A 24436-nucleotide genomic window follows, 5' to 3' on the forward strand; every position below is an offset into this window, starting at 1 on the left:
ACGTAGCGCATCGTAGCGAAAGCGTCCCGTCCAAAAATGGATGATACCTTGCTAAACCGGGACATCTCAGACAATCCTTCAGGCATGTATTCATCAGAGACTTAACAAAATAAGAAATCACTTGAAAACTCTGCGTTCTGCAGCAATTGCTTTAGTATTTTTGATGGCAGGATAATTTACCTTGTTGGCTGCAAAATAGCTATTAGTTTTGTGGCATAATAAGCAATATGTGGTTTGGGCAGTATCTTCCGGGGTGGGGAGTTTGAGTAGTAAAATGATGAAGTGAAAAGCTTTGCGGGGATGCGATAAGTTGTAAGATTTTCGTAAAGACTTGCAATGGATGGTTGTGATATTCTGTAAATGGTAAAAGCAGGAGGTGGAATGCGTGGAAAAAGCGAATATACTTGTGGTGGATGATGATAAAGAAATTGCAGAATTGGTTGGCATTCACTTACGCGAAGAGGGATATGAGGTATATAAAGCATATAGTGGCAAAGAGGCATTGGAAATCTTCAAACAGGAACGTATAGACCTTGTTATATTAGATGTCATGATGCCGGTTATGGATGGAAATCAGGTATGCAGTAAGATCCGAGATACAAGCGCTGTGCCGATCATAATGCTCAGTGCGAAAGACGCGGAGATGGATATGGTGTCCAGTTTGTATCAGGGCGCTGATGACTATGTGACAAAGCCGTTTCGGCCGATGGAGCTGATGGCTCGTGTGAAATCTCAGCTTCGAAGATTCCAAAGTCTGGGGGGCGGCGAGCAGGAAAATGCAGGTGTCATTGATCTGCCCAACTTATGGATGGACAAAAGGACGAGAACCGTGAAAGTGTATGACCGTGAGGTTAAGCTGACGCCGATAGAATTTGATCTGCTTTATCTGTTAGCATCACATCCGGGACAGGTATTTGCGACAGATGATATTTTTGAGAAAGTCTGGAAAGAGAAAAGCTTTGAAATGAGTAACACAGTCATGGTACATATTCGAAGGCTGCGCGGAAAGGTTGAGATCGATCCGCGCAACGCCCAGATCATAAAGACGGTATGGGGAGTGGGGTATAAAATTGATGGGTAAAAAATTCAAAAGCATACGCACAGAGATCATAGTGTATTGTTTTTTCAGTGTTATCCTTGCGATGATCACAGACATAGTGTTAGGTGGATTGATCTATACTGTTTCTTCTACGTTAGGCAAGAAGCAGTACGACAAAGTGCCTGTTTCGCCACCAACGGGGAGAGGGGTACGGTTCAGCAGACATGGGGATGATCTGGGGATGAGCTCGAGTTGGCTGCCGAGGCATTTGAGCCGCGATACGCTGGTTAGTTTTATGCTTGTCACCGTTATTGCAACGATCTGTTTTTTTATCATTTACTTTTTGCTGTTTATTAAACGGATCGTCAAAGACATGACATATATTTCGGATCGGATCATCGATATTGCCGATGGAAAAAGTGACGAAAAGATCATCATAGAGAGACAGGATGAGATAGGAGAGATAGCCGGCAGGATCAATGAGATGACAGCGCAGATCAATCAATTGATCAAATCGGAGAGGGATGCTTTGCAAAGCAACAAGGATCTGATCGCCTGTGTAGCACATGATTTAAGGACACCGATCACATCGGTGAAAGGATATTTGGATCTGGCTTTAGATACCAAGCATTATGATCTGGAGCAAAGACAGAAATATGTGCGTATAGCACAGACCAAGGCGAATCGTTTGGAATATCTGATACACGATCTGTTTAACTATACGAAACTTACGAGTGGAGAGATCACACTACACCGCAGTAAGATCGATCTGGTGCAGCTCGTGGAACAGATGGTGGAAGAGTTCTATCCGTTATTTCAGGAAGAGGAGCTTGAGTGCACAACGAAATACAATATTTCCTATCTGGAAATGAATATGGATGGAGAATTGATCGCGCGAGCCGTACAGAATCTGCTCAGCAATGCGATCAAATATGGCAAAGATGGTAAACACGTATATGTGGAATTGGAATGTTTAGAGCAGGAAGTTCAAATTCGCGTTACCAATTACGGCTTAGTCATACCGGAAGAAAGTATCAAGCATTTGTTTGATAAATTTTACCGGGTAGAACGGTCGAGAAATGTTAAGACCGGTGGTACCGGACTTGGATTAAACATTGCGCAGGAAATTGTTCATTTGCATGGAGGCAGGATTCAGGTAACAAGCGGAGCAAGTGGCACATGTTTTACCATCGCTTTGCCGTTACATAAAGAAGAGGAGGAAGAGTGATTGAGAGGTAATGAAATGATGAAAGAAAAGCAGACTTCCGGTATGGAATGGATGTACTCTATACTGAATGGTGCGAGTATTGCCATGCTGGTGGCAGTATTAGCGGCCATTGGGATCATGACTTGTATGGCTTTTGCCAGTCATGCAGATGCCAAAGCCAAGTCTTCCACTAACAATTCAATAGGAGAAGTTAGTTTTCGGGCGGGTGACATCAAGATTGATGCGACACTTGGCGGAACGGGAGGTGTTGTCGCACCAAACCGTTATGTCCCGATCAAGGCAACGTTGACCAACAAGGGAGATAATTTCAAAGGTTCTGTTAAAGTAATCTCGGGAGCAGTCAGTGGCACTTCGGTAGCATTTACAAAATCTGTATCAATTGCTGCAGGAGAGACAATTCAGATCAAAAGTTTTTTTACGTTGCCGGTGAGCGGTTCTACAGTACGAGTAGCGTTATATGACAAAGATGATGACATGATTTCATCTCAGACAGCATATTTGCAGATGGCATTAACAACGACTGACGAAAAGCAGATGGCGGTTTTGTCAGATGATATTAATAAGATAGGATATTTGCAGAGTGCAAATTTTGCTGTAGAAGAAATAAATGTTGCGGATGTTCCGGAAGACGTTCGATTACTGGAATCATTGGATGTATTAGTGATCAATAATGTAGATACGCAAAGCTTTTCGGCAAAACAGGTTACGGCGCTCCAACAATGGGTTTCCAATGGCGGACTTTTGGTGCTTGGCACCGGTGCTCAGGCAGAAAAAAGTTTGAAAGTTTTTTCTGGGAAATTGCTAAACGGTACGATTGGTGACGCGCGCTCGATACAGACAAATTTATCCTATGCGAAGGTGGATCAGGCAGAGAAACTGGCGCTGCTCAAAGAAGAACTGCGCAAAGAAAAATTAGATAAAGTAAAAACATTTTTGCGCGAACATTTGCCGCAAACTATGTATCGTGATTATGCACAAGACATTCAGGGCTTAGATTATTCGGATGATTGGGGAGGTACGATCTTTTCAAAAGGTTCGGAAATATACAAACAGCTGAAGAAAGAATATAGCGATGACGATTTGGAGAAGAAATTTCAAGTTACCATAAGCAAGAAAGAAGAAGAGAAGATACGGAAATCTCTTGTTTCTGATAAGTTAACCGTTGATATTACATCTTTAACGCTTGATAAAGCAGAGACATTGGTAGAACAGGATGGGGAGGCACTGGTTTCCAAAATATCTTATGGAAATGGTTCCGTGATCGTATCGGAATTTGACCTCGCACTTGATAACAAACAGTGGTCTAATTATGGTTCTGTTATCCGTAAGATCATTAGCGACAATTGTACCACGACAGAAAATCATTTCTTTGACCAAAATGTCAATACATATTATTTGGATGATAGTTTGCAGGCTGGACTGAAATATAATGAGGTTGATGTGTTGCCCAATATTACCTTATACGCGATTCTGTTGATCGTGTACGTAGTATTGATCGGACCGGTTGGCTATACGATACTGCGTCGCAAGGATAAGCGGCAGTTGCTGTGGGTGATCATACCTGTGTCCGCTGTGTTCTGTTCTGTATTGATCTATCTGATCGGAACCGGAACCAGAATCCAAAAGCCGTTTATCAATTATTTATCACAGCTTGAAATTGGAGCAGAGGGGACGCATGATACGTTAAACACCGCCTTTTCGGTGACGAGCCCGAATAATAGAGATTATCAGATCGTAGTAGAAGGCAGCAAAAATATTGACCCGTATTACAACAGTAATCAGGTCTATTATGATTCTAGTGCAGAGCAGGATAAAACGTATAGTTATGCAATCGAGTATAACTCAGATGAAACCGTATTGCACATGGAAAATCAGGCATCGTTCCAAAGCTCTAATCTCAAAAACAGTCAGACGGTAAAGCAGAAAGGACGTATGGCGTTTACGAACATACAGATCGGAGAGTCTAAAGTATCCGGTGTGGTAACCAACAATACAGGGTATGATCTGGAAGACTGTATGATCGTTAATCATGGAGATATCATTGTATTAGGCAGCTTAAAAGCCGGTGAAAGTATATCTCTTGACCGTATCTCACCGAGCAAATACTTAAAATATGCGGATATCGGTTCTGATTGGGAAGAGATGGTTACGCAGGCAGTGGGTGCAAATAACAATGGATATACAGAAGATGTGCAGTCTCAGCGAAGACAAAGCTTGCTGAAATATTACGGTCATTTCTTCACTTCAGGAGAGACAGGAAGATCAACGACATATTTTTATGGTTTTACAAAAGATCAGCAAAAGACGTCGTTTACCAATATGTTTGATCTGAATCTGTATGGAGAAATGGCAGTATCACAGGAAATTGACTTTAAGGATATGCTTGCAGAGGGGACGACAAATTATGGCGTATTGTCAGACTATATTGCAGAATATAATGATTATCAGACCGATGGGAAATTGGTGCTGCAATCAAATGCTTCTGCGTCCTCTTCGAGCTATGCTCAGAGTATTAATGTTACTTATAACATCAAAAAGTTACTGGGTGAAGGGAAAAAATTAGGACTGCAGTATACGTATCTGGATAATTCGGAGATTACGATCTACAGCAATTATAGTGGTTCGGATATGACGATCAATACGAATCTGTTTATGGGATCAGCATATATTTATAATCCGAAGAAGGACCGTTATGTTAAGTTCCTGACAGCCGGAAGTGAAACAACGTTAGACAGTCTGGATCAATACGCTGACTCAGAGGGAAATGTCAAGATTCGATATGACGTAAAAGCGGATAGTGGTCTGGATGGAATGTATAACAATATTGCACTTCCGAAATTGCACATTATAGGCAGATAGAGAGGAGAGGGTGACATGGTAGAAATCAAAGGATTAAATAAATTCTATGGTAAATTTATTGCATTAAATAATTTGGATCTGCATATTGACAAAGGGGAGTTATTTGGATTTGTCGGACCAAATGGTGCAGGGAAAACGACGACCATGAAGATCTTATCAGGTCTGCTGAAAGCATCCGGCGGGGAAGTTTACGTTGCAGGGATCGATGCGATCCGCCAAAGTACAGAACTCAAAGCGATGATTGGCTATATGCCGGATTTCTTTGGTGTATATGACAATCTCAAGGCGATCGAATATATGGAATTCTATGCATCCATTTATGGCATGTATGGAAAACAGGCGACATCCTATTGCATGGAATTGATGGATCTCGTGCATCTATCGGATAAGGCAAATTTTTACGTGGACAGCTTATCGCGTGGCATGAAACAACGATTATGTCTTGCAAGAAGTTTGGTGCACAATCCGCAGTTGCTTATTTTGGATGAGCCGGCTTCCGGTTTGGACCCGCGAGCACGATTTGAGATGAAAGGAATACTCAAGAATCTACATGAAATTGATAAGACGATCATTATTAGCTCACATATTTTGTCGGAGCTGGCAGAAATGTGTACCACGATCGGGATTATTGATCACGGACAGATGATGGTAAAAGGAACAGTCGATGAGATCATGACCCGGTTAAATACCTCCAATCCACTGCAGATCCGTATTGTAGAAGGAATGGATCAGGCGGTGAAGATCCTCAAGGAGAATCCGACAGTTGTTAATTTGTCTGTGGATGCCAACATGCTGCTTGTTGGATTTAAGGGAAATGAAGAAGAGGAAGCAGCACTGCTGGCTTCGTTGATACAGAATGACGTGCGGGTATCGTCCTTTGTTCGGGATACAGGTAATTTGGAAGAAGTGTTTATGCGTGTCACTGGAAACAAGGAGGTGTTGTCGGCATGAGTAAATGGAAAAAGAAGTTATATAATCCGGTATATATAAAAGAAACAAAGCTGCGTGTGCGCAACATTAAGTTTGCTCTGACAATCTTGTTTTACAATCTGATCTTGATCGGGATCGCAGTATTTGGATTTGAAGTATTGTTTAATTCCGGTATGAACGATTATGTAAATTATGGAACGGCGATCGGTTTATATGTTGCACTGGTCGTGCTCGAATCTGTTATGGTGGGATTTCTTGTACCATCTTTTACGGCTGGAAGCATTGCAGGAGAGCGTGAAAAGCAGACATTAGAAATTTTGCTTACGACAACTATGAAACCGTCAGAAATCGTTTGGGGAAAACTGATGGCATCCATCAGTATGGTGTTGTTATTGGTGGTTTCCAGTTTGCCGGTGATTTCCATTGTATTCACCATTGGTGGTCTTGCCTTAGTTGATCTGTTGCAGTTCGTTGTATTGGTATTCGTTGCGGCATTACTAATGGGAAGTATCGGCGTTTGGGCATCTACGGCAATTAAGAAAACAGTTCCGGCAACTGTATTTACCTTTGCGGGGATTGTTGTACTGTGTGGTGTGACTGCTATTTTGGATGGAGTTATATACATTATTGGAAATATTATTGAAATGAATGTTAATCATGTGTCCGGTCTGGCTGCCAGCAGCGCAACGCTGCATCTTGGACCGGCGTTATTGATCCTGTTGATCAATCCGGTTGTAACTTTAATCGAAATGTTGATGTGTCAGTTTAGAGGACATGGACTCATTGTTACACTGGAACGGACATTTGGGGGCGGTATCCCGGATATTGTTGTAGATCATTGGTTTGTGATCAGCTTGATCTGTCAGTTGGTTTTGACGTTTTTCATTATGAAGCTTGCAGCAAAGTTATTGGATCCATTGCGTGTGAAGAAGAGCAGGAAGAAAGGAAAAAAGCATGAATCAGCAGTCGGGGATGGAAGCGGACAAAGAGATTGATCGTTTTCTGCAAAAAGTAAAAAAACGTGATATGCGTCAGAAATCGATTTTACTGTTGGGAATGTATGCACTGGTTGGAAGCATTCTTGGCTTTTTGGTACAGTGCGTGGCGATCTGGTATCCGTTTTATAATTGTGTGCCCACAAGTGCCGCAGTGTTTTTGGGATCGATCGCAGTCGGGGGCGTACATTTGTTTCTATGCCGCACAACGACAAGACGTGCAGCAAGATTAGCGGACAATATGGGAATGCAGGAGCGTGTATCGACGAGCATCGAAGGCAGAGGAAGTACCGATGAACTTCGTATCCTGCAGAGAATAGATACGAGAGATCAGCTTCGGAATATCTCTTTGGAGAAGACAATGCCGTATTATATTCCATGGAAGAGATATGTTAGTCTGGGGGTCTTTTTGCTGATGGGATTCATCTGCTTGTTTATTCCGTCAGAGGCAAAGGATGTCGCGAAGCAGAAACATGAATTTGTCAAGAAAGTTGAGAAAGAGCAGGAGAAGATCGCGAAAGCAAAGAAGGTTCTTGATAAGGAAATGGCAAAGGGCAAAATAAGTAAAGAATCCCGCAAAAAGCTGGAGGAGTCCATAAAAACAGCCCAAAAAGATATGAAGCAGGCAAGATCTGTCGATGAAGTGACTGCTGCCCAAAAGCGTTTGGAGACAAAACTTCTTCGAGATGTTCCGGAGAACATTAGCAAAGAGGCCGCAGACAGTTTACGGCCTTTTGTGGACGGCAAAAATTTACAGGCACTTTCGAAATATCAGAAGCAGCTTGCAGATCTGGCCGGTAAGCAGAAAGCCGTTGCGGCAGTGAGTGATGAATTAAAAGAATTGGGAGAGCAGTTAAGCGAGTCTAAGATGAAAGAGCTTATGCAGCAGCTCAATGAAAAGGCACAAAGTGGAGCGTTGACACAGCAAGACATTTCGGAAGTACTGCGAAATCTTGATAATGCCAGTGCTTCCTATACGCGGAGTGCCCTGTTACAGGATCAGACAGATTCCAATGCAGCGACACAGAATCAAAATACACAGGCACAGGGGAATACTTCGAATCAGAATGCTTCACAGAATGCCGATGGACAACAGGGAAACAGTTCCAAAAAACTGTCCGGTAATGGTGCTAAAGGTACTCAAAATGATGGTCAAAGTGGATCAGGCAGTCAGGCAGGTTCCGGTAAAAATGCCGGCAGTGGGAATGGTGGCAGCCAAGGTAAAAACGGTAACAAAGTTGGAAGTGGATGGAACACCGGTGGTAAAAACGGACTGGAACGAAAAGGTGCGTCGGACAGCGCAGAACAAGTCTGGGTTCCGGAGGATAATGGGAAAGATGGCAATTTGACGGGCAGCAAGAATGGAGAATCCGGTAATCGCACAAAGTCTAACAACCTGCCTGCGAAACGCGGAACCAAACAGGAAATCGGGGCAGTATCCGGACAATATAAACAAAAAGCATATTCCAAATTGAAGAAGCAGAAAATACCACAATCCAAGGAGGATATGGTTAAAAAGTATTTCAGCGATCTAGAGTAAGGAGGGGCATTGATGCAGGTAGAGGATATCAAAGAATATAGTACCAAGATCAAACGTACAGAGGAAGAAATTGCCAAGGGGATCATCGGTCAGAGAAGCGTGATCCATCACATTTTGCTGGCAATATTGGCAGACGGCAATGTGTTATTAGAGGGTGTTCCGGGACTTGGTAAAACACAGTTGGTGAAGACGTTAGCAAAAGTTATGGATCTTAATTTCTCGCGTATACAGTTTACGCCGGATCTAATGCCGACCGATATTACCGGTACCAATCTGATCATAAAAGAAGGAGATCGAAATCGGTTTCAATTTGAAAAAGGACCTGTGTTTGCAAACTTGGTCTTAGCGGACGAGATCAACCGTGCAACACCGAAGACACAGTCCGCATTGTTAGAAGCGATGCAGGAAAAAACAGTAACAGTTGGAAATCATACGTATGAACTCCCAAAACCTTATATGGTTCTTGCAACGCAGAATCCGATTGAAAATGAAGGTACCTATCCGCTTCCGGAGGCACAGTTGGATCGTTTTTTATTTAAGTTATTGATCGAGTTCCCGTCTCTTGAGGAACTAAAGCAGATCATGCATCTGACGGTAGAAGGACAGCAGGAACAGATCCAGCAGGTGCTTACTGCAGGAGATCTGATGGAAATGCGTCAGGTGGTTCGTGATATACCGGTGTCGGCAGCAGTGGAGGAATATGCGCTGGCATTGGTGATCGGAACACATCCGGACAGTGAGTATGCGGTGAAAGAAGTTAAGCAATATGTATTAGAGGGAGCCAGTCCGCGTGCGGCACAGGCGATTCTGCTGACGGCTAAGGCAAGGGCGTTGTTAGATGGCCGTTACAATGTTTCTTTCGATGATATTGATGATGTGGCAAAGGCGGCACTGAGGCACCGGTTGGCATTAAACTTTGATGCGCTGTCGGAAAATATAGTGGCAGACACGATCATTGCAGCATTGCAGGAGGCACTCAATGGAAGAAAAACTGTTTGATGGTGATTTTTTTCGAAGCTTGAAACGGATCAGCCTTTGGAGTGAAAATCGCTTAAATGGAGGCAGAGGCGGCAGCAGAAAATCTACTGCCAAAGGCAGCAGTGTGGAATTTTCTGATTTTCGAGAGTATATGCCGGGAGACGATATACGTCGTATTGACTGGAACGCCTATGGAAGAAGTGAAAAATTATTTATTAAGCTTTTCATGCAGGAACAGGAAGGAATGTACACTGTCGTTTTAGACACAAGCCGATCCATGAAGGCAGACATGACAGAGAAATATAAACTTGCGGCGAGATTAGCAGGAATGTTTGGGCATCTGGCATTACAGTCACAAGACCGGGTCCGTCTGGTATCGGTTCAGGACGGTATGGCACAGATTGAAAAATCTCTGACCGGGATGCAGAGCAGAAACTTATTTTTGGATCAAGTGGCAAGACAGCGATTTGATGGGGTGACAGATCTGTGGCAGTCGGTACGCCATATTCCATTTCCGCGAAAAGGGACTGTTATTTTGCTGTCCGATTTTATGGACAGAGATACCAATGGCGGACATATGGAGACAATACATCAGACACTTCGTTATTTGAAATTTTGTAAACAGGACATATTGATCCTGCAGATTTTAGATAAAGAAGAACGGAAACCACAGTTGGATGGAACGGTCAAACTGATCGATTGTGAGACAGAGCAGGATCTGACAGTAACCATGACCTCGTGGCTGCGCAAGCAGTATGACAACAGACTTACTGCGTTTCAAAAAGGACTGGAGAGTGCGGCCAAAAAGTATCAGGCGCATTTTATGCAGGTGTATACGGACACGTCCTTAGAAAAGATAATTTATGACGGCATGAGAGCCGGCGTTTTTGAACAGGTATAAGATAACCCGGATATAGAGGAGGGGATACGATGGGATTTGAACATTTATGGCCATTATTATTTCTTGCATTTGTGCCGGGTATTGTTTTGCTCTATTTACTGAAGCAGAAGGTACAGACCAAGAAAGTGCCGGCATTAAATTTGTGGCAGGAAGCTTTTGAATCTGTACAGGCATCGACTCCATGGGAGAAATTTCGTAATCATTTGTTAATGTATCTACAGATTGCTGTTTTGCTTTTGCTTGTTTTTGCCATGCTTATGCCGTACATCAAACGGAAGGGCGGCGAGACGGATCACGTTGTTTTGTGTATCGACACCAGTGGAAGCATGAATGGCCGATATAAACAGGACAGTACCAAATTAGAAGAAGCGAAAAAGCAGGCACTCACCTACGTGGATCAGTTAGATCCGGGAACGAAAGTCACCGTAGTTACAGGGGCACAGACAGCGCAGCTTTTAGTGACAGATTCGACAGATACCGGCAGCATCAAGAAAACAATACGAGGTATTGGCGAAACAGACATTGCCGGGAGCTTAGAGGCCTCTTTACAGATTGTAACACCGCTTGTGAAACAGTGGCATAACTATAAAGTGATCGGGTTTACCGATAGTGATGCTGATGTAGGAAAGTTAAATGCGGATATTATTGCGTTGACCGATCAGGAAGGGACGACGAATGTCGGTTTAAGCTGGTTGTCCCATCAGACGGATGCAGAACATAAAATAACAACACAGGCCGGTATTATAAATTACGGAGAGAAAGATTTTAAGACAGATGTAGAACTGTATTTGGGCGACACGTTATTTGATGCGCAGACCGTATCGCTACAGGCGGGGCAGAGTAAGACGATCACCTTCCAGACGACAACGAACAGTCATTTCCGGAAACTGACAGCAAGCAAGGGGTATTTGAAAGCTCATATTGTAGCAGAGGACGGCAATTCACACGATAATACGGTCTATGAAATGATTGAAAGACAGAAGAAAAAGACGGTATTATTGGTATCCAAACAAAACAGTTTTATGGAACGGGCATTGTCTCTGGAAGATTCTATAACTGTAGAACAAACAACTCGGACAAAAAACATAAATCCGGACAAGGCATATGATTTCATCGTATACGATGGAGTTATGCCGACGAAATGGTATCATAATGAGAATGTGATATTACTCGCACCATCGGATAAGGTGGTGATCGGAAAGCAGACTTTAGTTCGTAAAGTACAGACATTCAAAAATGGATCAATTACGTTTCCGCAAAGTAATATTACACAGGATCTGGAGGCGTTTACGGTCAGTGCAGCCAAAGGATTTCGCTACGCACTTCCGTCGTGGGCATATTCTTTTGCCGGGGAAGGAAATCAGTGTGTTGGCTATCTTGGAAAGCTTCAAGATCGCGTTGTTGCGGTGCTTGGTTTCGATCTGCACAATTCGGACCTTCCTCTGCAAATGGAATTTCCGGTGTTAGTACAGGGGATTTTGGCGCAGGCAGAGCAGACGATGTCTTTTGATGCAGCATCGTACGAGCCGGGAGATACGGTCACCCTGCAGCTTGGCAGTGGTAAGCGGGCATCTATCCGCTGGCAAGATCCGGCAGGACAGACAGTTGCTGATCAAAATGCACAGGGGCAGGCAGTATATACCGATACGAGGATGGCCGGTCTATACCATATGACGGTAACGGACACAAAGAGATCCACCAAATATTTTGCGGTGACATTTCCTAAGAAGGAATCTAAGTGCACGAATCGGGTACACATCACACAAAATGGCAGAAAACAGACTGTGACAACGGAAAATGTCAGCAAACTGTATGGCAAGAGGATGCTTGTAAGACCACTGATCCTTATTGTGTTGTTATTGCTGTGTGTGGAATGGATCGTATATAGACGTCGAACAAATTCAACGAATCGATTTAATAAAGTATCCACAATCGCATGCCGTATTCTATTATTTGCCGGATTGACCGCCGCATTTATCGGAATATCTATGTCCCATATTTCGGACAGTACAACGACCGTTTTTGTGGTAGATGTGTCGCAGAGTTTTGCTGGAAAACGCAGTGAAATGGTGCAGCAGATAAGAGATGAACTTAAGAAGCTGCCGTCAAAAGATCGTGCCGGAGTAGTTGCTTTTGGAGGAGATGCGAATGTAGAACAGTTCGTGTCGGATACGGTGAAGTTTACAGAACTTAATTCGGTCCGGGTAGAAACGGAAACCAATATTGAAAAAGGACTTCAGACAGCAATGTCCCTTTTCTCGGACAGCGACGGAAAGCGCATTGTTTTACTAACAGACGGCAGACAAAATAGTGGCGATGTGCGTAAAATGAGCAGCAGCTTACAGGCAGGAAATGTGGAATTACAGGTGTTACAACAGGATTGTACTCCGGACAAGGAAGTTTGGTTATCGGACATGACCGTACCGGAACAGATTACACCGGGAGAGCGTTTTACCGTAGAGATCGAAGTAACCAGTAATGTTGCGACTAATGCTGTTCTGCAATTATATAATGACACGAAGCTTCGCAGACAGGAGCATGTCACTATACAAAAAGGAACCAATCATTTTACCTTTCAGGATCAGCGAAAACAGACGGGATTTACCAATTACCGGGCGGTGATCGTTCCGGAGAAAGATACGATACAGGCTAATAATGAGTATGTTGCTTATACGAAAGCGACCGAGCAAAAAAAGGTGCTGCTCATCGAAGGAAAAAGCGGAGAAAGTAAGCAATTTCAAAAGGTTTTGCAGGCAGCTGGCATCAATTATGACGTAGTGACGCCATCTTTCGCCCCGGATACGCTTAAAAAGATGCGGGAATATAGCTCTATTTTACTGGAAAATGTATATGCAGACAATCTAAAGAGCGGATTTATGGATCATATCACCACCTATGTCAAGGATTATGCCGGAGGGTTGATCGCGATCGGTGGAGATCAAAGTTTTGCGCTTGGTGCATATCGGGATACTGCCTTAGAAAAGGTGCTTCCGGTCAATATGGAGATCAAGGGCGACAAGGACTCGCCAAAACTTGCGATGACGTTAGTGATCGACCATTCCGGAAGTATGACGGATGCGTCCGACGGAGGCAAAAGTAAGTTAGAGTATGCGAAAGAAGCGGCCGCAGCTGCGGTCAATAACCTTCGCAGTACAGATATCGTTGGTATAGAATCATTTGACGATGGCTATCATTGGCAGGTTAAACCGATCCGGCTTACAGACCGTGATGATGTCCTAAGCAAGATATATGGCATTAAAGATGGCGGCGGCACCAGTATTTATCCTGCATTGAAAGAGGCTTATGAGCAAATGACCAAGGTGAGCACAAATGATGCGCAGATCAAACATATCGTTTTGCTGACTGATGGACAGGATACGTACCATGGGTATGACGATCTGCTTAAGGACATGAATGATAATAAGATAACCTTATCGACAGTAGCGGTAGGGTCGGATGCCGACGTAAATATTCTGCGCACCTTAGCAGACAAAGGAAAGGGGCGCTTTTATCAAACGAATGCGGGCACCGGACTGAGCAGGATCTTTGCTCAGGAAGTATTTTTGTCGCAGGGAGAATATTTGGTCAACAAGACTTTTACACCGGTCATAACGGCGAACAGTGACATATTAGAGCAGCTCAGAGAAGGTGGTTTCCCGGAGATGCTTGGATATATAGGAACGACATTGAAGTCGAATGCGACAGCAGTATTGATGGATGATAAAAAGGAAAGTCCGATCTTAGCAACGTGGCAGTATGGCTTGGGGACAACAGCGGCATTTACTACAGATGTAGTAAACGAGTGGACAGCTAATTATGCACAGTGGGAGGATTATCCGGCGTTTTGGCGCGGATTGATCAACCAGACGATAGGGGAACAGAATCATCAGGGCATTACCGTAACGGCACGGCAGGAGGGGAGTGCCGGTTTGATCGAGTATACCAATGCAAAAGTTAGTGGTGACGATCAAGTTACCGCAGTTTATGATGATGCGGATGGGAAAACGAATACTGTGACGTTACATTCTGTTTCCGGCAGCCGTTATGAGGGTGAGATTCCGCTTTCTGATGTAGGTGTCTACCAGATCAATGTCCGCCGCAGTAATGGAAAGAAAATACTAGATAACACCAATACGCAGTTGACGATGCAATATTCTGCCGAATATCGTTATGACACGACAGATACGGCATTGAATGAATTGATCGCGTCGGTATCAGGACGTTCGATCAATTCATTAGAGGGCTGTTTTGATACGACACCACAGCGGAATGCCGCAAAGCGTGATCTGACGTTATATCTGCTGATGGCAATGACAATTCTTTGGTTCTTGGATATATGGAATCGGCGTATGCCGGATCTGCTGCCGACAGCATTGCGTAGATTAGGAAATCTTCGTTCGAAAGCAGTGGATACCATATTGTCTGCGGTTGACACGCCACAGGAGGAGTCTGCTGTCAAAACAAAGCAAAAGAAGATAACGAGACCAAAGAAACAAAAGAAACCAAAACAGCAGAAACAACAGGCGTCACAGGCTATGCTTGATATTAGCAGCTTGAAGAAGGGGCTGCAGGATATGTATGATGACACACAAAAATAAGTTGCAATATTTTGTCAATACGAATACAATAAAAAGCATGAAAATCCAAATGTTATGGAGGGCAAAATGATACCGATTAGTGAGAGAAAACGGATTGTCGTCAAGGTGGGAACCTCGACATTAACACATCGTACCGGAAGATTAAACATACGGCGCGTGGAGCAGCTCGTCAAGACACTTGCCGATCTGCAAAATGCAGGGCACGAGGTGATCTTGGTTTCCAGCGGTGCGATTGGTCTTGGTATGGGTAAGCTTGGCTTGATGGACCGACCTAAAGACACACCTGGGAAACAGGCTTGTGCCGCAGTAGGGCAATGTGAGCTAATGTATTTATATGACAACTTGTTTTCTGAATACAGTATAACGGTGGCACAGCTATTGTTGACGAAATATATATTGTTAGAGGATCGCCGTAAAAATGTGGAAAATGCGTTGGAACGTTTGATCTCACAGGGAGTGATCCCGGTTGTCAATGAAAATGATACGGTTGCCATTGATGAGTTGGAGTTGGAAATGGGCGAGAATGATTCGTTGGCAGCTGTCGTGGCAACGATCGCCAATGCAGATCTTCTTATCATCATGTCAGACATAGATGGACTGTATGACAGTGACCCGCGTCAAAATCCGGATGCCAAGATGATCCCGGTTGTTCGAGAGATCAGTGAAGATATTCATGCGGTTGCAGGCGGCGCCGGAACAAAATTTGGCACTGGCGGCATGGCAACGAAGATTCATGCTGTGGAAATTGCATACGAATCCGATATTGATGTTGTGTTGATGAACGGGCAGCACCCTAAGAAATTGTACGAGCTTTTTGAAGACAAGCCGGTTGGCACTTTATTTCATAAAGGGTAAAGAGTCATAAGCCTATTTTTGCGACAGAGATAGATCATCATAAAAATTAAAATCAAAACCGCTGGAGCGTTATCCGTTCCAGCGGTTTTGCAGTTGTAAGAATAACAGTATTAGTGACTAACATTGTCGTCCTTGATCACCTGTACGAGTTTATGGCGAAATGCTTTCTCTGAAATATTATTATCGTGGAAAGCAAAACGGTTAAAGTCAAATTCCGCATGACATACATCATCTTTGGTGAATATATCCGGTGTACGCTTCTGCTCCTCCGGCCAAAAGATAACGATACAGCCATAAGGTTCCCTGATATTCGCATCCATCTTGTCTGCAAATGGTGTGGCAAGGCTTTGATCGATCATGACTACATGAGCGTATTGACCTACAACTTTTGCAAGTCTCGTTCCATTGATCGTAAAGGTATTCATATCATAGCCATCCGTAAACTCACTGCCTTCCGCAGAAGACTGTGTATTTTGCTGGACGATGGCGATCAGTGGCAGGTGGCGATTTGGATCTTTTACCAGTTCGCAGTAAGAAGTAAAATCTTCCGGCGTAGTTATAAATTGTGCCTTTGTGCCAAGTCTGACAACGTCAACGAAACCTACCTTTGAAGAAAGATCATTCATGAAAGATGGTTTGCTAAAACTGATCTGGTGCGAAGCACCGTGTGGCATATCGCGAGATGTCATATGATAAAAATGAAGTTTGCCATCACTCAACATAGCAACAGAAGAATGAATATGCCATAATGTACCGATCTGTTTGCTGTCTATGTGATTTAACTTCATGGAAAATGTCATATCTTCCGGTCGATAATCAATCTTTAATTGGTAGCCTGGCAGTTTGTTCTGATAAGAGCATAGTTCCTCAGGCATATCTTCAAAAACAGGATTCAACTTAAAACGAGCCCATTTATAAATGATATTTGATGCGTTTGTAAATTCGGACGCAAGTGATCTGACTTCTTTATGCAATAAATAGGTTTCCAGATGGAACAATACCGCAGAATCCAGTCTTGCAAAGTGAGAACGCGAACGCATTTTCTCATCACGGATAATAGGAAGTTTGTCACAGATGGCTGCGATCTCCTCATTATGGATCTTACTGTCATTCAAAAGCTTGACGATCAGGTTATAACTAGGCTGTGGCGCATCCAGTTTGAGCAGTTCGCGGATCAGATCCTTGCGTTTGCATTTGAAAAACTGTTTTGCAATCTCCTTGTCCCGGTCAAACAGTTCTAAAATTGCAGGATCAAGTTCGCTGTTATCATCCATATGGATTCGGAATTTGCTTTTTAGCATCAATTCCCAGTTGGCATTTTTGTAATGGTTATAAGAGAGTTGTTCAAATAACTGGACAAGTGACCAGTCACTTAGTTCCAAGTTGGCGAGGATGCAGTTCAAAATGCGAGACAATTCTTCGCTGCCACGCCAAAATTCATTGTCTGACAGGAGACTTTTGTAACGCATATCATGTTCAATCTCGTGCCATCCCTCAAAAAATACGGTACGAAATTGAATTTCAAAGGTTGTATCAATAGGCAGCGTCCACATGTCCTTTTTGTAGACTTTGAAATATTCCGATGGGAAACGGAATACACCGTTGATCTTGGTTGCCTTAAATTCATTGGCAGTGGCATTGGTGCGAGACCAATGGTCTAACATCTGAAAGGTACTCTCCATAATATCACGGCAGATGCTAAGATCATCATAATAATACAAAACGACGCGTATGCCGATCAAATCCTGTAGTTTTTTGGGATTTTGTTCGGTCCCGTATTGACGTCTGATCAGTTTGTTGGCAATAGAATCTGTCGATTTCACTCTGGAAAAAATACGAAAATATAAACCGCATGAACGAAATATTTCCTGTACGGCATCCGTCAGATGTTCACAAAATTCTGTTAATTTATCAAAATCGATTTCTTGTTCGATCTGTTGTTGTAGTAACACTTTCTTTTCGTCATCCCTCATTCACATTCCTCCAAAATACATTATATTATATCATACATTAATTAGCCTCTTTCAAACTCGCAAATTCGCTGTTTCAGAGCTTATTCGCTTGTTTCACAAGCTTATTTGCTCGTTAATGAGCCCAGTGTGTTCATTATATCACAAATTCGCAACGCAAGGGAGCTTGTTCACTTGCGCAGAATTTGTGAACGACAAAATCATAAAGCGCAATGCGCGGCAGATGCGTAGCATCTGGATTTTGGAGTCATTATATCATATTCCTGTATCCGCGTGTATTGTTTTTTGGACGTGTTCTGTTATAATAAGATGGCGAATGCTTTTTTTACAATTGATAGGAAATTGCTGTTATATTGCGTGGCAAAAGCAAAGCGCTGGCTTTGTCTTTTCAGCAAGTTGAAAGGAATGAGATATCATATGAAAGAATTAGAGTTTAACATTGATCTTACGACAGGTGAATTATATCGATTTTCGATGCGTCATACGTATTGCAGCGTGTCCGGCGCAGTTGGCGTATTGATCAGCCTTGGCAGCTGGGTGATCTGTGCGACACGTTATCAGACGTTGGATCGCACGGCGTTTATCGCACTGATCATTATTGGCTGTCTGTTCACCATTGTGCAGCCGGTCATGTTATATCAGAAGGCTTGGAAGCAAAAGAAACAGAATGAGGCGATCAATGCGGTACTACACTATTGTATATCTGAGGACGGCATTATTGTGTCGCAGGGGCAGCAGGAGGCAAAAGTGCACTGGTATGAAATTCGCAAGACGGTGAAGACAAAATCAGCACTTTACTTATACATGTCACAGGTTCGAGCGTTTATTTTTCCAAAGGAACAGTTAGCGGACTGCTATGATGAGGTATGTGCTCTGGTGGAGGAGCGAAGAGCTGCCTATAAGGATTATGAACCGACACAGGAGGAACAGATCGATGACACAAAGCATGGAGAGTAATTCGGAGAAAGAGACATGGGAGATCGGCAACAGGATCGCGCAACAGTGTGAGGCGGGAACGATCGTATTACTGCATGGAGATCTTGGCGTTGGTAAAACGGTTTTTACCAAAGGGTTTGCGGCAGGATTGGGCGTGGAAGAACCGGTGAACAGTCCGACTTTTACGATCATACAGATTTATGAAAGCGGACGTCTTCCGTTATATCATTTTGATGTATACCGCATAGCCGATGTAGAGGAAATGGATGAGATCGGTTATGAAGATTACTTTTTTGGCGATGGCGTATGCTTGATCGAGTGGGCAGAGCTTATTCGTGACATTTTGCCGGAACAATGCGTTGAGGTTACCATCACCAAAGAGTTGGATAAAGGGTTTGATTTCCGACGCATACAGGTGACGGGCATAGAAGGAGGTTTGCAGTGAAATTATTAGCAATAGAAAGTTCGGGATTGGTGGCATCAGCCGCAGTGTTTGCAGATGACACGATAGTAGCAGAATTTACAGTCAATAATAAGCAGACACATTCGCAGACCTTACTGCCAATGATCGACCAAGTAGTTACGATGTCCGGTATCGACCTCAAAGAAATCGATGCCATAGCAACAACCTCTGGTCCCGGTTCTTTTACCGGACTCAGGATCGGGGCTGCGACAGCTAAGGGGTTAGGGCTGGCGCTACACAAACCGATCGTTCCGATCACAACATTGGAGGCACTGGCATTTCGACTGGCAGGCAGAGAGGGAAATATCTGTCCGATGATGGATGCGAGACGTAATCAGGTTTATGCAGGAGTTTACCGTGTCGGGGATATGTTATTGGAGTGCGTGACCGGACAAAAAGCAGTTTCCATTGAAGACTATATTGCGGAGTTAAATGATCTGGGGGATCCTGTTACCGTTTTGGGAGATGGCGTTCCGGCGCACCGCGAGGCATTACAACAGGGACTTAACGTAGCGTGGCAGGAAGCACCGGCTCATATGAACAGACAGAGTGCTGCTTCGGTAGCTGTTTTAGGTGCACGTTATTATGACGAAGGAAAGATAGTATCTGCCGAAGCGTTCCGGCCGGATTATCTTCGTAAATCACAAGCGGAGCGTGAGCGAGAAGCAAGGCTTGCCGCAGGAGAAAAGCATGACAGGGATGAATAGCCAAAATAGAATTCGGTACATGACAGACGAGGACGTTGGTGATGTGTGCAGGATCGATGCTGCCAGCTTTGCAAAACCTTGGCAGCAGGAGGAATTTATTAAAGCTGTTCATAGAGAAGATACGATCTATCTGGTTGCGGATAGCGGATCGGCAATCGTTGGATTTTGTGGATTATGGTGTTCCATGGAAGATGCGGATCTATGCCATATTGCCGTAGCGCCGGAGCAGCGTTCCCAAGGTATTGCGACACAATTATTAGGTATGGCAATAACAGAGTGCGAACATCGTGGTGTGAAACGTATTCTATTGGAGGTGCGGGCTTCCAATACAGCAGCAATACACTGTTATCATCAAATGGGTTTTGTGCAGATCGGAATAAGAAAGAAATATTATTCGCAGCCGAAAGAGGATGCGCTGCTATTAGAACATCAAATCACAAACAATTGATATGTTAGGCGGGATACGGCAGAACAATTGACAGAGATTACCACTGTACATTACATTGCGGACACAGTATACTGACGTTGTAAAACAGCAGGCACAGTAAATGTAAAAAGGCGGATCAATGTATAATGTAATGAGCAGAAAGGATGAGAATGATGTATTGCAACGCATGCGGAAAAAAACTGAAGATGCAACATGATGTGTTGTTAGAAGATGCTTTTGAGGCAAAAAAACAATGGGGATTCTTTTCCAAAAAAGATATGAAATTGCATTCTTTTGTATTATGCGAAGAGTGCTATGACCGTATTACGGCGCAATTTGTAATTCCACCTGATGTCAGTGAAGTGACGGAATTATAAGAATATCGGAGTCTGCGAAAGTGCAGAAATGATCGGAGCAGCCGGATAAGAGACCTTGGAAGATAGGAAGGAAAACAGTAATGTTAGATTTGTGCTTGTTAGGAACTAGCGGAATGATGCCGCTTCCGGGCAGGGCGTTGACAGCGCTTATGGCTCGATTCGGCGGCAGCAGCCTGCTTATAGACTGCGGAGAGGGGACGCAGGTGGCGATCCGTGAAAGAGGATGGAGCTTTCATCCGATCGATACCATCTGCTTTACACATTATCATGGCGATCATATCAGCGGGCTGCCGGGACTGCTTTTGTCTATGGGCAATGCAGAGCGCAAAGAGCCGGTGACTCTGATCGGACCACGTGGTCTGCAGAAAGTGGTAGAATCTCTATTAGTGATTGCACAGGGGTTACCCTTTGAATTGCAATATATCGAATTGACGGACAAAGAGCAGGATTTGGAATGTAATGGATATCATCTGCATGCCTTTCGTGTGAATCACAATGTCACCTGTTATGGATATACGATAGAAATTCCGCGTAGTGGGCGCTTTTTTCCGGAGCGTGCCAAAGAGCAGGGGATCCCGGTACAGTATTGGAACCGGCTTCAGCATGGAGAGACGGTGGAATCGCCGGAGGGCATTTATACACCGGACATGGTGCTTGGTGCCCCTAGAAAGGGACTGAAAGTTACATATTGTACAGACACCAGACCAACAGCCGGCCTTACCAAGAATGCTTCCATGTCAGATTTGTTGATCTGCGAAGGAATGTACGGTGACAAAGAAAAGAAAGCTAAAGCGGTAGAAAATAAGCATATGATGTTTTTGGAGGCTGCACAGATGGCAAAAGAAGCTGAGGTTAAGGAACTTTGGCTGACGCATTACAGCCCATCGTTACTGTATCCGCAAAATTACATGCGGGAAGTATGCAAGATCTTTCCAAATGCAGTGGCAGGCAAAGATGGAATGAGTTGTACCTTGGAATTTGAGGATTGATATTTGACGATCACCTGTGTACAATAAAGAAAACAGACTATGGCAACAGATGTGAAGTTTTCGCAGGAGTCGATATAGAGACAACTTCATGGAAATGGAGGAAGCAGCATGAACAAGAAAAAGATTGGCATTACTTTTGTGGCGCTGGTGTGTCTTGCTGTAGTTGTTTTAACGATATTTTATATGATCAGTAACGGCAAGATCAGTGGGAGCAGAGAAAGTAAAAGCTCGACAACGGAAGTTGATAAGCTGATGAGTAAAGATTTGGATAATGGTTATCCGGAAACGCCAACGGAAGTGTTGAAGTTATATTGGAGATATAATAAATGTTTATACAACACAACTCTGACTGATAAAGAATATAACAAATTGTTAAAGCAGCTGCGTAAATTGTATGATGCAGAATTACTGGACGTCAAAGACAATGCGTGGGAGAAGATGTATAAGCGCCTGGCAAAGGAACAGAAAAGTTACAAAAAGAAAGAACAAACGATTTCTACATATGTAGTGCAGCCGGCAGGCAGCATCGAGTACACAACGATCAATAAAAGGGAATGTGCAACGGTCATTACCGGAACTTTGACGAAAGCAAAGCAGAAACGTATGCAGATATATGAAAAATTTCTCTGCCGCAAGGATGCCAAAGGAAAATGGCGTATCTTGGGTTGGGAGCAGACGACCGACAAAGAGGAAATAGCGACATTAGGAGATAATTAACAATGGAACAGGATGTATTAATATTAGGAATTGAGAGTTCATGCGATGAAACAGCAGCCTCGGTTGTGCGTAATGGCAGAGAGGTACTGTCGAACGTGATCTCCTCGCAGATAGACATTCATACCTTATATGGTGGTGTGGTGCCGGAGATTGCGTCCAGAAAGCATATAGAACGCATTAACTATGTGATTGAAGATGCATTAAAGCAGGCCAAAGTTACATTGGAAGACATTACAGCGGTCAGTGTGACCTATGGACCGGGTCTGGTTGGAGCACTTTTGGTAGGAGTTGGTGCGGCAAAAGCAATCGCCTATGCTGCAGGAAAGCCATTAGTTGGAGTGCACCATATCGAGGGGCATATTGCTGCTAATTACATTGAACACCAAGAACTAGAGCCACCGTTTCTTTGCCTTGTCGTATCCGGTGGTCATACGCATTTGGTGCAGGTGCATAGTTATACGGAATTTGAGGTGATCGGCTGTACACATGATGATGCTGCCGGGGAAGCTTTTGATAAAGTAGCAAGGGCTATCGGATTAGGTTATCCGGGAGGACCGAAGATCGACAAACTTGCCAAGGAAGGAAATCCGCAGGCAATTGATTTCCCGCGTGCTAAAGTAGATGGATCGGCATTTGACTTTAGTTTTTCCGGCGTGAAGTCGGCGGTGCTTAATTATCTCAATGGATGTGAAATGAAACAAATAGAAGTGAATCGTGCAGATGTAGCGGCATCGTTTCAACAAGCAGTTGTGGATGTGCTGGTAGAAAGAGGGATTCGTGCAGCAAAGCAGCTTGGAGAAAACCGTATTGCAGTTGCCGGAGGTGTTGCGTCTAATTCTGCCCTTCGAGCAGCAATGACAGAGAGATGTCAGCAAGAGGGAATAGAGTTGTGCTATCCATCGCCAATTTTTTGCACAGACAATGCTGCGATGATCGCTGTTCAGGGATATTATGAATACATGGCAGGAACACGCAGTGGTTTGGATTTGAATGCCGTTCCAAATCTTAAGATTGGGCAATAATGATTGCTATTAATTACATTCCGGCAAATATTTCTGAAAAAGGAAAAAAAGTGCTTGACGAATGAATGGTTACAGTGGTATACTTGCAAAGCAGCGTTTGAGGCAGACGGCTGGAAAGTGAGAACTGCCACACACTGTAACCTTACAAATATGGAGAGATATCGAAGTGGTCATAACGAGGCGGTCTTGAAAACCGTTTGTCCGCAAGGGCGCGTGGGTTCGAATCCCACTCTCTCCGTTATATAGAATACTGTGTAAGATTTAGCTCGGATATGAGTCGGATTCTATCAAAAGTTCATTATAAAGAATATGAATATTCATGTTCCTTCTAATGGTCTTTTGACCAGATAGAATCTGGAGAAATACCCAAGAGGCTGAAGGGGCTCCCCTGGAAAGGGAGTAGGTCGTTAATAGCGGCGCGAGGGTTCAAATCCCTCTTTCTCCGTTTACACAGTAGAGATTTCTACTGTGTTTTTTTGCGCTTTTTTGGCGGACATGCGATCATGCATGGTTCGGTAAAATGGCATTTTGCTGAAAGACTTTACAGTCTGTCTGGTGTGTGATTCCTTGAATGTGAACATCACAGATCAGAAAAAGCAAAAAATAAAAAAAAGTTGTTGACAAGCTCTTCGCAGTGTGATAATATATATCTCGCTGACGCACGAGAGAGCGAACAGCAAAGACCTGATAAGAGGTCAGAGAAACTTGATAACTGAATAGTAAAACAACCCTGAAAATTCTAAATAAAGGATGAGATGAAAACACATCCTAAAATAAAGATTTTCAATTCTGATCATTCATAAAACATGCTTTATGAAGATCGCGCGAGACCAAGACGAAAGTCAACGGTAAAAACGGAAGCCAAAGTGAAAACTAAGGCAGGAACTTAAACATGAGAGTTTGAT

General features: G+C 43.6%; 19 protein-coding genes and 2 tRNA genes. 20 read left to right on the plus strand and 1 reads right to left on the minus strand.

What is annotated here, in order from left to right; all coding sequences use genetic code 11:
* Nucleotides 1–385: 385 nt before the first annotated feature.
* The 10 genes from DW981_RS11505 to proB all read left to right on the plus strand — a co-directional run bounded on the left by DW981_RS11505 (nt 386) and on the right by proB (nt 15923).
* A complete protein-coding gene (locus DW981_RS11505) occupies nt 386–1081 on the plus strand; it encodes a response regulator transcription factor (protein WP_022024148.1) in 696 nt (231 codons plus the stop codon).
* Nucleotides 1074–2267 (plus strand): HAMP domain-containing histidine kinase, encoded by a 1194-nt coding sequence (locus tag DW981_RS11510; RefSeq protein WP_118507812.1) that lies wholly within the window; start codon nt 1074–1076, stop codon nt 2265–2267. The genes DW981_RS11505 and DW981_RS11510 overlap by 8 nt, the downstream gene beginning before the upstream one ends.
* A complete protein-coding gene (locus DW981_RS11515; protein WP_118507813.1) occupies nt 2268–5126 on the plus strand; it encodes a tripartite tricarboxylate transporter TctB family protein in 2859 nt (952 codons plus the stop codon).
* 15 nt (nt 5127–5141) lie between these two features.
* Nucleotides 5142–6077, plus strand: coding sequence for an ABC transporter ATP-binding protein (locus DW981_RS11520; protein WP_118507814.1), 936 nt, complete (start codon nt 5142–5144; stop codon nt 6075–6077).
* Complete coding sequence (locus tag DW981_RS11525) at nt 6074–7051, plus strand: ABC transporter permease subunit (RefSeq protein WP_118507815.1); 978 nt, start codon at nt 6074–6076, stop codon at nt 7049–7051. The genes DW981_RS11520 and DW981_RS11525 overlap by 4 nt, the downstream gene beginning before the upstream one ends.
* Nucleotides 7011–8591 (plus strand): hypothetical protein, encoded by a 1581-nt coding sequence (locus tag DW981_RS11530; RefSeq protein WP_118507816.1) that lies wholly within the window; start codon nt 7011–7013, stop codon nt 8589–8591. Before DW981_RS11525 ends, DW981_RS11530 begins: the two co-directional genes overlap by 41 nt.
* A 12-nt stretch (nt 8592–8603) precedes the next feature.
* Nucleotides 8604–9590 carry a MoxR family ATPase gene (locus tag DW981_RS11535; protein WP_118507817.1) on the plus strand — a complete coding sequence of 329 codons (987 nt, stop codon included), beginning with the start codon at nt 8604–8606 and terminating at the stop codon, nt 9588–9590.
* Nucleotides 9571–10470, plus strand: a complete 900-nt coding sequence (locus tag DW981_RS11540) for a DUF58 domain-containing protein (RefSeq protein WP_118507818.1) — start codon at nt 9571–9573, stop codon at nt 10468–10470. Before DW981_RS11535 ends, DW981_RS11540 begins: the two co-directional genes overlap by 20 nt.
* A 29-nt stretch (nt 10471–10499) precedes the next feature.
* Nucleotides 10500–15068, plus strand: coding sequence for a VWA domain-containing protein (locus DW981_RS11545; RefSeq protein ID WP_118507819.1), 4569 nt, complete (start codon nt 10500–10502; stop codon nt 15066–15068).
* 66 nt (nt 15069–15134) lie between these two features.
* Complete coding sequence (proB, locus tag DW981_RS11550) at nt 15135–15923, plus strand: glutamate 5-kinase (protein ID WP_022024158.1); 789 nt, start codon at nt 15135–15137, stop codon at nt 15921–15923.
* Nucleotides 15924–16033: 110 nt separating this feature from the next.
* Here proB and DW981_RS11555 read toward each other — a convergent pair whose 3' ends face one another.
* Nucleotides 16034–17896 carry a hypothetical protein gene (locus DW981_RS11555; RefSeq protein WP_022024159.1) on the minus strand — a complete coding sequence of 621 codons (1863 nt, stop codon included), beginning with the start codon at nt 17894–17896 and terminating at the stop codon, nt 16034–16036.
* Nucleotides 17897–18310: 414 nt separating this feature from the next.
* On the opposite strand from DW981_RS11555, the gene DW981_RS11560 reads away from it, so the two are divergent.
* The 10 genes from DW981_RS11560 (at nt 18311) to DW981_RS11605 (ending at nt 23976) form a co-directional block, all read left to right on the plus strand.
* A complete protein-coding gene (locus tag DW981_RS11560; protein WP_182434254.1) occupies nt 18311–18850 on the plus strand; it encodes a YcxB family protein in 540 nt (179 codons plus the stop codon).
* Nucleotides 18828–19274, plus strand: a complete 447-nt coding sequence (tsaE, locus tag DW981_RS11565) for a tRNA (adenosine(37)-N6)-threonylcarbamoyltransferase complex ATPase subunit type 1 TsaE (RefSeq protein WP_022024161.1) — start codon at nt 18828–18830, stop codon at nt 19272–19274. The genes DW981_RS11560 and tsaE overlap by 23 nt, the downstream gene beginning before the upstream one ends.
* Entirely contained in the window at nt 19271–19999 is a 729-nt protein-coding gene (gene tsaB / locus DW981_RS11570; protein WP_118507821.1) for a tRNA (adenosine(37)-N6)-threonylcarbamoyltransferase complex dimerization subunit type 1 TsaB, read from the plus strand. The genes tsaE and tsaB overlap by 4 nt, the downstream gene beginning before the upstream one ends.
* Nucleotides 19983–20447, plus strand: coding sequence for a ribosomal protein S18-alanine N-acetyltransferase (gene rimI / locus DW981_RS11575; protein ID WP_022024163.1), 465 nt, complete (start codon nt 19983–19985; stop codon nt 20445–20447). Before tsaB ends, rimI begins: the two co-directional genes overlap by 17 nt.
* 185 nt (nt 20448–20632) lie before the next feature.
* Nucleotides 20633–20803, plus strand: coding sequence for a hypothetical protein (locus DW981_RS11580; RefSeq protein WP_243034740.1), 171 nt, complete (start codon nt 20633–20635; stop codon nt 20801–20803).
* A gap of 80 nt (nt 20804–20883) precedes the next feature.
* Nucleotides 20884–21792, plus strand: coding sequence for a ribonuclease Z (locus DW981_RS11585; RefSeq protein ID WP_118507823.1), 909 nt, complete (start codon nt 20884–20886; stop codon nt 21790–21792).
* 108 nt (nt 21793–21900) lie between these two features.
* A complete protein-coding gene (locus DW981_RS11590; protein WP_118507824.1) occupies nt 21901–22509 on the plus strand; it encodes a DUF6715 family protein in 609 nt (202 codons plus the stop codon).
* A 2-nt stretch (nt 22510–22511) separates the two neighbouring features.
* Nucleotides 22512–23531 carry a tRNA (adenosine(37)-N6)-threonylcarbamoyltransferase complex transferase subunit TsaD gene (gene tsaD, locus DW981_RS11595; protein WP_022024168.1) on the plus strand — a complete coding sequence of 340 codons (1020 nt, stop codon included), beginning with the start codon at nt 22512–22514 and terminating at the stop codon, nt 23529–23531.
* A 152-nt stretch (nt 23532–23683) separates the two neighbouring features.
* Nucleotides 23684–23769 (plus strand) — tRNA-Ser (locus DW981_RS11600).
* Between the two features lie 118 nt (nt 23770–23887).
* A tRNA-Ser gene (locus DW981_RS11605) sits at nt 23888–23976 on the plus strand.
* Nucleotides 23977–24436: the final 460 nt, after the last annotated feature.

It is taken from the genome of Clostridium sp. AM49-4BH (genome assembly GCF_003478335.1).
Classification (GTDB): domain Bacteria; phylum Bacillota; class Clostridia; order Lachnospirales; family Lachnospiraceae; genus Butyribacter.

What these genes read in the sequence shown, in the direction of transcription:
- DW981_RS11510 (WP_118507812.1), top strand. Translation starts at nt 1,074, where the DNA reads ATGGGTAAAAAATTCAAAAGCATACGCACAGAGATCATAGTGTATTGT.
- DW981_RS11520 (WP_118507814.1), top strand. Translation starts at nt 5,142, where the DNA reads ATGGTAGAAATCAAAGGATTAAATAAATTCTATGGTAAATTTATTGCA.
- DW981_RS11525 (WP_118507815.1), top strand. Translation starts at nt 6,074, where the DNA reads ATGAGTAAATGGAAAAAGAAGTTATATAATCCGGTATATATAAAAGAA.
- DW981_RS11530 (WP_118507816.1), top strand. Translation starts at nt 7,011, where the DNA reads ATGAATCAGCAGTCGGGGATGGAAGCGGACAAAGAGATTGATCGTTTT.
- DW981_RS11535 (WP_118507817.1), top strand. Translation starts at nt 8,604, where the DNA reads ATGCAGGTAGAGGATATCAAAGAATATAGTACCAAGATCAAACGTACA.
- DW981_RS11540 (WP_118507818.1), top strand. Translation starts at nt 9,571, where the DNA reads ATGGAAGAAAAACTGTTTGATGGTGATTTTTTTCGAAGCTTGAAACGG.
- DW981_RS11545 (WP_118507819.1), top strand. Translation starts at nt 10,500, where the DNA reads ATGGGATTTGAACATTTATGGCCATTATTATTTCTTGCATTTGTGCCG.
- proB (WP_022024158.1), top strand. Translation starts at nt 15,135, where the DNA reads ATGATACCGATTAGTGAGAGAAAACGGATTGTCGTCAAGGTGGGAACC.
- DW981_RS11555 (WP_022024159.1), bottom strand. Translation starts at nt 17,896, where the DNA reads ATGAGGGATGACGAAAAGAAAGTGTTACTACAACAACAGATCGAACAA.
- DW981_RS11560 (WP_182434254.1), top strand. Translation starts at nt 18,311, where the DNA reads ATGAAAGAATTAGAGTTTAACATTGATCTTACGACAGGTGAATTATAT.
- tsaE (WP_022024161.1), top strand. Translation starts at nt 18,828, where the DNA reads ATGACACAAAGCATGGAGAGTAATTCGGAGAAAGAGACATGGGAGATC.
- rimI (WP_022024163.1), top strand. Translation starts at nt 19,983, where the DNA reads ATGACAGGGATGAATAGCCAAAATAGAATTCGGTACATGACAGACGAG.
- DW981_RS11580 (WP_243034740.1), top strand. Translation starts at nt 20,633, where the DNA reads ATGCAACATGATGTGTTGTTAGAAGATGCTTTTGAGGCAAAAAAACAA.
- DW981_RS11585 (WP_118507823.1), top strand. Translation starts at nt 20,884, where the DNA reads ATGTTAGATTTGTGCTTGTTAGGAACTAGCGGAATGATGCCGCTTCCG.
- DW981_RS11590 (WP_118507824.1), top strand. Translation starts at nt 21,901, where the DNA reads ATGAACAAGAAAAAGATTGGCATTACTTTTGTGGCGCTGGTGTGTCTT.
- tsaD (WP_022024168.1), top strand. Translation starts at nt 22,512, where the DNA reads ATGGAACAGGATGTATTAATATTAGGAATTGAGAGTTCATGCGATGAA.